This window comes from Nostoc sp., from assembly GCF_035638895.1.
Taxonomy (GTDB): domain Bacteria; phylum Cyanobacteriota; class Cyanobacteriia; order Cyanobacteriales; family Nostocaceae; genus Nostoc.
Genome location: NZ_DASQZC010000251.1, coordinates 33,306 through 41,583 on the forward strand (window position 1 = coordinate 33,306; position 8,278 = coordinate 41,583).

At 41.4% G+C, this 8,278-nt stretch carries 7 protein-coding genes; 3 read left to right on the plus strand and 4 right to left on the minus strand.

Features of this window, described 5'->3' with window-relative positions; translation table 11 throughout:
- The first annotated feature begins 182 nt into the window (after positions 1–182).
- Positions 183–836 carry a sugar transferase gene (locus VE944_RS12300; protein ID WP_414690125.1) on the plus strand — a complete coding sequence of 218 codons (654 nt, stop codon included), beginning with the start codon at positions 183–185 and terminating at the stop codon, positions 834–836.
- A gap of 69 nt (positions 837–905) precedes the next feature.
- Here VE944_RS12300 and VE944_RS12305 read toward each other — a convergent pair whose 3' ends face one another.
- Both VE944_RS12305 and VE944_RS12310 read right to left on the minus strand, forming a co-directional pair.
- Positions 906–1,742: a carbohydrate ABC transporter permease gene (locus tag VE944_RS12305; protein WP_324977286.1), complete on the minus strand. Its 837-nt coding sequence runs from the start codon at positions 1,740–1,742 to the stop codon at positions 906–908.
- A gap of 426 nt (positions 1,743–2,168) precedes the next feature.
- Positions 2,169–3,977: an ABC transporter ATP-binding protein gene (locus VE944_RS12310; protein WP_324977305.1), complete on the minus strand. Its 1,809-nt coding sequence runs from the start codon at positions 3,975–3,977 to the stop codon at positions 2,169–2,171.
- Positions 3,978–4,453: 476 nt separating this feature from the next.
- Here VE944_RS12310 and VE944_RS12315 point away from each other — a divergent pair, with 476 nt between their 5' ends.
- Positions 4,454–5,212: a DUF998 domain-containing protein gene (locus VE944_RS12315; RefSeq protein ID WP_324977289.1), complete on the plus strand. Its 759-nt coding sequence runs from the start codon at positions 4,454–4,456 to the stop codon at positions 5,210–5,212.
- Between the two features lie 326 nt (positions 5,213–5,538).
- Here VE944_RS12315 and VE944_RS12320 read toward each other — a convergent pair whose 3' ends face one another.
- A complete protein-coding gene (locus VE944_RS12320; protein WP_324977292.1) occupies positions 5,539–6,669 on the minus strand; it encodes an aldo/keto reductase in 1,131 nt (376 codons plus the stop codon).
- A gap of 93 nt (positions 6,670–6,762) precedes the next feature.
- Positions 6,763–7,260: a bifunctional nuclease family protein gene (locus VE944_RS12325; RefSeq protein ID WP_100901288.1), complete on the minus strand. Its 498-nt coding sequence runs from the start codon at positions 7,258–7,260 to the stop codon at positions 6,763–6,765.
- A 340-nt stretch (positions 7,261–7,600) separates the two neighbouring features.
- Between VE944_RS12325 and VE944_RS12330 the strand changes: the two genes are divergently transcribed.
- Positions 7,601–8,278 carry a riboflavin synthase gene (locus tag VE944_RS12330; RefSeq protein ID WP_324977295.1) on the plus strand — a complete coding sequence of 226 codons (678 nt, stop codon included), beginning with the start codon at positions 7,601–7,603 and terminating at the stop codon, positions 8,276–8,278.

Sequence of the window (8,278 nt, forward strand, 5' to 3'; positions counted from 1 at the left end):
TACAAATTCCTACCTTAATTAAAAGATTCTGTAAACTTTAGGTTTTCGGTTTTTATATTGCTTAATTTTTGTGTATGTTAACACTCAGTAGTATTGACAAAATCAATAAAAATCATTTAATAATTATGTTCATGTCTACACTACTGATTCAAAAAGTCCTGTTGTAGATAAGTTTAGTCGTTGTGAATCATCTTTATCTTTATTCAGTTAATTGCTCGCAACAGCCTTTCCACCCGTCAACCTTAAGCGTGAGAAAACGATTAATTGACATTGTTGGAGCGATTGTGGGGCTGATAATTACATTTTTCATAGCAATTCCTGTAGCAATTGTTACTTTTATAGATGCTCCAAGCCCAATATTTTATTCCCAAATTCGCTGTGGTTTAAACGGAAAAACTTTCCGCATCTGGAAATTCCGTTCAATGATCGTCGATGCCGATAAATTCAAGCATTTGGTCGAAAATCAAGCCAAAGGTCACATCTTTAAATCTGTTAACGATCCTCGCATTACTCCTGTGGGTAAATTTTTGCGGCGTACTAGCTTAGATGAATTTCCCCAATTTTGGAATGTTCTGGTAGGGGACATGAGTTTAGTTGGTACTCGTCCACCCACTCCTGATGAAGTCAGCAATTATGATCCACACCACTGGGATAGATTGCGAGTCAAACCAGGTATTACTGGAGAATGGCAAGCTAATGGGCGTTCAAGCATTACAAATTTTGAAACCATTGTCAAGATGGATATAGATTATCAACGTAAGTGGTCTGTAACTTATGACCTGAGTCTGATTATTAAAACTATTGGGGTAGTCTTGAAAAAGACTGGGGCTTATTGAATTTGTCATTTGTCATTGGGCATTAATTATTTTTCCCTCATCTACCACTTTCTTGTTCTGAATTCTTCTTTAACCCTTAACCCCACTACCAGTTTCTGTGGGTACAATGTAACGTTGTAAAAATAAAAATAGTAATAATACTGGGGCGATCGCAATTACTGAACCAGCAGCTACCAATCGCCAGTCAAGGGAAAATGTCCCGGCTAGCTTTGCGACTCCCAACGGAAGAGTGTATAAATTTTCATCTTGGATAACAATTAAAGGCCATAAAAAGTCACTCCAAGCACCAATAAATACAAAAATAGCTAAAGTTACCAATGCTGGGCGAACTGCTGGTAACATCACATGCCACCACAAACCTAACTCCGAACTGCCATCCATTCGAGCCGCTTCTTCTATCTCTTTGGGTACGCTCATAAAAGCTTGACGCAACAGAAAAATGCCAAAGGCAGAGGCTAAACTCGGAAAAATCATTCCTAAATAACTATTTCTCAAACCCAACTGGACTGTCAAAATATAAAGGGGAATCATCACGATTTGGAAGGGAATCATAATCGTAGAGACGATCGCTACAAAAATCCAGTCTCGCCCGACAAATGATAATCTTGCCAACGGATAGGCAGCTAAAGCGCAAAATAGCAGATTTAAGCCCACAGTCAGCACTGACACCAAAGTACTGTTATACAGATATTGTCCAAAAGGTAAAGAGTTCCACACACTAAAGAAGTTATCTAGTGTAGGTGAGGCAGGCAATAACTGTGGTGGCGACTGCAAAATATTTTCTGTAGGCGATTTCAAGGCTGTACTAACTAGCCACAGTAAAGGAAAGAGCATCACCAGTGCGATCGCTCCCAATAGCGCATACATTAACAGAATCTGCGATCGTGATTTTCTCCAGTTCAGCATTTGATTAATAACTTTCTGAGTTTTGTAAATATTTATTACAAGCTATTTTCATTGGCTTTGATGAATCAACACGGAATAGTTTATCATCCTGACCCACGCTAGCTATTTGATCGATATTGCGATCGCTGTATATCTCCACTTGAACCAGCTGAGGCGGATACAATTTGGCACAGTGCGAATAAAACAACAGCCTTTGCCAGTCGGGACTTTGGCTCAATTGTCATGAGCATACGCAATTGGAAATTACGGCGCAAAACAAAAAAACGGTACTTAAAAAAGCGGAGATTAGTTAAAGCGAATTTCAAATAGATACACTCTGGTAAATTAAAGACCCAATAATTTTTTACATACATGGCTGTTTTTTTTGAGTAACTAACCCAATTAGCATAGATTATGACAAACAACCAAGTTTATTAGCTTCTTTTCCTATTGATAACCGGCTGCTTGTAACAGAAACAACTTGGCATAACGTCCTCCTAGCTGTAACAGTTCTTCGTGAGTTCCTTGTTCTATAACTTCCCCGTTTTCTATAACTACGATTTTGTCAGCCATTCGTACTGTTGAGAAGCGATGGGAAATCAAAAGTACCATCTGATTTTTAGTAACAGTGCGAAAATGATTGAAAATCTCAAACTCAGCTTGGGCATCTATTGCCGATGTTGGTTCATCTAACACCAAGATATCTGCTTGGGATCGCATAAAAGCACGAGACAGAGCAATTTTCTGCCACTGTCCCCCAGAAAGTTCCTGTCCTCCCTTAAACCAACGACCAAGTTGAGTCTGGAAGCTTTGGGGTAATTGGTCAATAAAAGATTGCGCCATCCCTTTTTCAGCAGCAGTTTGCCAACGGGTTTTGTTGTCGAGATGTTCTACATCGCCCACCCCAATATTCTCACCCACAGTGAATTGGTAGCGGACAAAGTTTTGAAAAATCACACCAATCCGACGCCGCAATACATCCACATCCCATTCTTGCAAGTCCAAGCCATCTAAGAAAATTCGCCCAGAGTCAGGGGTGTAGAGTCGGGTAAGTAGTTTGATTAAGGTAGTCTTACCAGAACCGTTTTCACCGACAATTGCCAGTTTCTCTCTGGGTTTCAAATGCAGCGAAATGTTTGTCAACGCTGGTTTGGAACTCCCTGGATAAGTAAATGATACGTTCTCAAAACGGATACCATCTTGAGGATTTAAACCAATGGTTGCCTTACCCCAAGATTTTGGTACTTCTTCTTCCAGGAAATCGTAGAGATTTGATAAATATAGGTTGTCTTCATACATCCCTCCAATAGAAGTGAGGGCATTGGAGAAAGTAGACTGTCCTTGGCGAAACACAGTGAGATACATTGTCATATCTCCCAAGGAAATCTTACCTCGCACTGTTTCCAGTACAATCCAAGCATAAGCTAGGTAAAAAGCACCAGTACTGACTAAACCCAGGAGATACCCCCATAGTCCTCGCCGCAGAGTCAAATCGCGGTCTTCGCCATAGAGTTGCTCAAACAGGTTGCGGTAACGCCTTAACACCATCTCTCCCAGTTGGTAGAGTTTGACTTCTGTGACAAAATCTTCTCTTGCTAGCAAATTTTCTAAATAATGCTGTTGACGAGTTTCTGCCGCACGCCAACTAAACAAGCGAAAGCCTTCTCCAGCAAACTTTGTTTCGGCAATAAATACAGGCATAGCTGCCAAAATCAGCACCACCACCGCCCAACCTGAGAAATTTACTAGCAAAATACCGTAGGTGAACAGGGAAAGGGCATTTTGCACTAACCCAAAGGTGCGGTTTACTAAGGAAAGCGGACGAACTGATGCTTCTCGTCGGGCATTGGTTAATTTGTCATAAAATTCTGAGTCTTCAAACTGCCTAAGATCAAGTGTTAGCGCCTTTTCCAAGATGAGTACATTCACTCGCTGACCCATTAGCGCCCGCAATAACGACTGACAAATGGTGATTCCCCGTTGACTGCCTGCTAATAAAATTACAGCGATCGCTTCTAATCCTACATAAGATAGGGAAGGATAAATATTGACAAAACCATTGTTTTGTGAGTGAACTTGAGAGGCAAGTACCACTGCATCCACAATTAACTTACTGATGTAGGATATCGCCGCCGGTAAAAGACCAGCAACTATTGTTAAACTAGCCAGAAGAATAGTAAGCGATCGGCTAGTAGTCCATACTAAGCTAACAGCCCGTCCACTGTAGCGGAAAACCGTCAGTGATTGACGCAGGATATTTCTTTTTTTTTAATCTTCATCTTTATTGCCGCTAGATACCCCAGCTTAGGCGGATCTTCCTGACTCTATTAAATCTTTATTAATTTTACATTTTTCTAAGAATGTTCGCTGAAAACCCCGAAGTTGAAACCTAAAAACTAGTTGTTATTCCGTAGGCTAACGCACTAGGGTGTTTGAGTCGGTTTGATTAATGGTTAGGGCTATTGAGAGTTTTGGTTTTTAGAGGCTTGGGTGCGGTGCTTGGAAGATAAATTTTTGTAGTAAAAGCTTAAGTGTAGGAAGATTAAAAAGTAAAGTGTAACTATTAATTAGATATTACAGCACTTCCGGCGGCTATGAGGTACATCCTCAAAGCTGAAAGCTATGATAGGACAGGGGCAAAAGGAAAACTGTATTGCATATAGGCGGAAGCGCTGTAAACGTCTTATTCTCAATCTAACATTTTGTAATCTTTTTCAGAAATTAGGAAGTAAATGAAATCTAAAAATCTGCAAGATCATATTCTTGCTGCGTATACTAACCTTCGCATTGGAATAGGGGGACTTGCGCTCATCTTGCCCTTTTCTTTATGGGCTGTAGGGCATAGTCGCTCTAACCTACAGCTTCAAGATTCAATAAGTGCCTACTATCACAGTGGAGGTGGTACTACAAGAGACTTGTTTGTTGGTATCCTATGTGCAATTGGGGCTTTCTTATGTCTCTATAAAGGTTACTCACTTTTGGAAGATTGGGCACTAAATGGTGCTGGGATCTTTCTTGTTGGAGTAGCACTATTTCCTATGGAGTGGAACTGCGATACCTCATGTAGCAAATGGTCGTTACATGGTACTTTCGCAATTCTGTTTTTCCTTTCTATTGCGTATGTTTGCATTTGCCTAGCATCAGATACGCTTACGCCAGACCTAATGAAGAAAGAATATGACAGAAAAAAGTATGGAAGGATATATAAATTACTGGGTTTAGCAATGATCGCTATTCCCTTAATTACTCTTCTGCTGACATTAATTATCCCCCCTGGCTCAGGGGTAAGAGCAACGATTTTCTGGGTTGAAACATCTGGGGTTGTTGTATTTGCAGTTTACTGGATTGTCAAAAGCTATGAGATTTATGTAACAGGGACGGGTAAGCTTGCGATTGAAGGTAAGCTGATTTCAAATCAACAACCATCATCAGACGTATTCAAATGGACACCTGTGCAGAAGGTCAAAGGTGAGGATTCATCGAGGCGATAAGTTAAGATGGCGAGCAACTATGTTGGGGGCGATCAGAATGAGTTTGGAGGTCGCAGTCTAACACGCCCAGTGCAGCTGACTGAAGAATACTGTTGGTGCTGAGTTCAAGATTCTGGCAGCCACTGACTGGGATCGTTATATGTCTGTCTGTTTCCTTTGTGGATATCCCAATTCTAATTTTTTAAAGTCAAGACCCTACTAACGCACCATCTCAGATTTTCGCTGCATTAGGACTAATGTCCATAACGCACCCTACCAGATTCAAACCAATGTGGATAAGGTTTTCCGACTTGTGTGTACACAGTAAGTCTTTAGACCGGAGAGTGTCAACCCCACAATCTCCTACCTGCTTTGCCACTTAATTTTTCGTGAGCATCTTCCAACAAAGGTGGAATATCTAACTTTTCTGGACACCGAGGCAAACAGTCACCGCATTCTGTACAACGGTTGCCTTTCATTCCAGGGAACCAATGACCGGCATTTTCAAACATTCCGTAACGATATTGCCCATATTCAGTCATATCGTATGCCACTGCAAGATTTCTTAACCGCAATACCTCTGGAATATTGATATTTTCTGGACAGGGCAAACAAGCATAACATTGACTACACTTATCAGTTTCTAAAGCAACTTTTTGGTGATTTTCTAACCGTTCAAAAGCAGAATTTTCGGCTGATGTTAACTCTCCATCATCGTCAGCGATTCGCAAAGGTTCCCTTAATTCATCTGGGTTTGCTGGGCCGATACTCAAAGTAGAAATACGGTTATCAGAAAGTAAAAAGCGATAGTTTAGTTCTAAGGGTAAATACGGCGAGCACAGGTCTTTTAGAGTTTGGGGTGGTGTGTAGAGGCGTCCTCCCTTATCAGCAGGGGAAATAATGAAAATGCCCATGTCCTTTTCGGCAGCTAGTTGAATCGCTGGTGCGTGCCGTTGGAAAAAATAGTAATAATGCAGATTGACAAATTCAAAATAATCTGTATTTACTGCTGCCTGAATTAGCTCTAATGACCCGTGGCTGGAAAAACCAACGTGTCGTACTCTACCATCAGCAACAGCTTCCTCTACAGCTTGCATACAGCCATTTTTGGCTTGCACCCACTCTAAATGTTGCCAGGTGTTCAAGCCATGAACGCCTAAGCAATCTAAATAATCTAGCTGTAATCGTTCTAGGGATTCGTCGATGCACCGACGCATGGTGTCAGCATCTGCTGTGGCTGAGATTTTGGTAGTGATATAAAGCCTCGTTCGGGGTACTGACAACCCAGCTTTTAGTGCCCTACCAAGATACTCCTCACTTTTGCCGTAACCTCTGGCAGTTTCTAGATGATTAATTCCTAGCGCTAAGGCTTGTTCGATAGTCTGGTGGGCATTTTCAAAAGAAGCCAAATAGCGCATTGTTCCCAGAGAAAAAACCGAGAGGCGCAGATTCGTTTTCCCAAAGCGTCGGTATTGCATCTTTAACAAAGAGTTAGGAGTCATTCAATTTTAGATTTTGAATTTTGGATTTTAGATTCAAGAAAAAATCTAAAATCTAAAATCTAAAATTGCCTAGCTGTCGTCATTACCAAAGCGCTTGATCAAATCTTCAGGACGGAGATTGGAAATAAATTCACGGAAGGCTTGCTGTTCGGCTTCATCTGCATCACGATCAACAGGGATAGAAGCATCAGCAATCACTTCTTCCATTACCCAAATAGGAGTATTTGTACGGAGGGCAATAGCGATCGCATCGCTAGGACGCGCATCGATTTCTTTTTTGACCTCGCCTTGCTGGACAATTAAAGCCGCATAAAATGTATCCTTTTGCAGGGAATGAATGATCACCTTTTCTAGAGTCATATTCCAAGTCTCTAGAAGATTCACAATCAGGTCGTGGGTTAAGGGTCTGGGAGGCTTTTGATTCTCCAGCGCACCCATAATTGCCCTAGCCTGTTCCTGACCGATGTAAATTGGCAAAGCCCGCCGATCTGAAGAATCTTTCAAAAGGACGATCGGGCTGCGGGTTATGGCATCTAATGCTATGCCAGCGACTTTCATTTCAATCATTGCCTAAGCCTCTACAATGCTTCGAGAGCCTTGGATGCTGTGTAACAAATAGTACCCCTTTTTAGACAGTTTTGCGACAGTAATAAACATAAGCATTCGTTCTCTATAATTGCTTCTATTAAACTCCGAACTTGTGGTGAAAACCAGAGTAAGTCAAATTGGTCTTCTTCGACAATAACCTTCTTACCCAAGTATGCCTTGTGAAGGATGCTAATGTGTTAATATTCCTATACGAAAAAAAGTCAGAAAATATACTTGGATGTTGGAAATTTCTGTGACAATTACCAATTGATTTCAAGCAAAAGTAGGCAATAAATAGAGTTAGTTTGACAAAAAAGCCGTGTTTACAGGATTAATCCAGGCATTAGGAACGATGAAACCCTTAGAGGGCGATTCTTGGCAAATTACTTGTGTAAGCCATTCGGGTGAAGTAATTATGCAAGATTTGGCTTATGGTGACAGTGTTGCAGTAGATGGTGTTTGCTTGACAGTTGAAAAAGTTTTAAAAGACGGCTTTATTGCCACGGCTTCACCGGAAACTCTACGCCGCACGACGTTGGGAGGTGAGCAAACGCAACAGAGATATGTAAATTTAGAAGCGTCGCTAAGGGTGGGCAGTAAAGTTGGCGGTCATTTTGTGATGGGTCATGTAGACGGCATTGGTCGATTACTAGTAGCAGAACAAACGGCTGGTTCTTGGGAAATGACCTTTATTGCATCCGAGGCGATCGCACGGTATATTGTCCCCAAAGGTAGCATAGCTGTCAATGGCATCAGTCTTACTGTAGCTGCTTATGAGCCAGAACTCTCTCAATTCAAGGTAGCGGTAATTCCCCTCACATACGCCGATACAAATCTTCGCTATTTAGTTTCTGGGAGTTTAGTAAATCTAGAAGGGGATATTCTCGGCAAATACGTCGAAAAATTTGTTTACCCTGGAAACTCACACACCACCACTGATGAAACTAGTATAGATGGCATCACACCCGCATTCTTAGCAGAACACGGGTATTTGTAA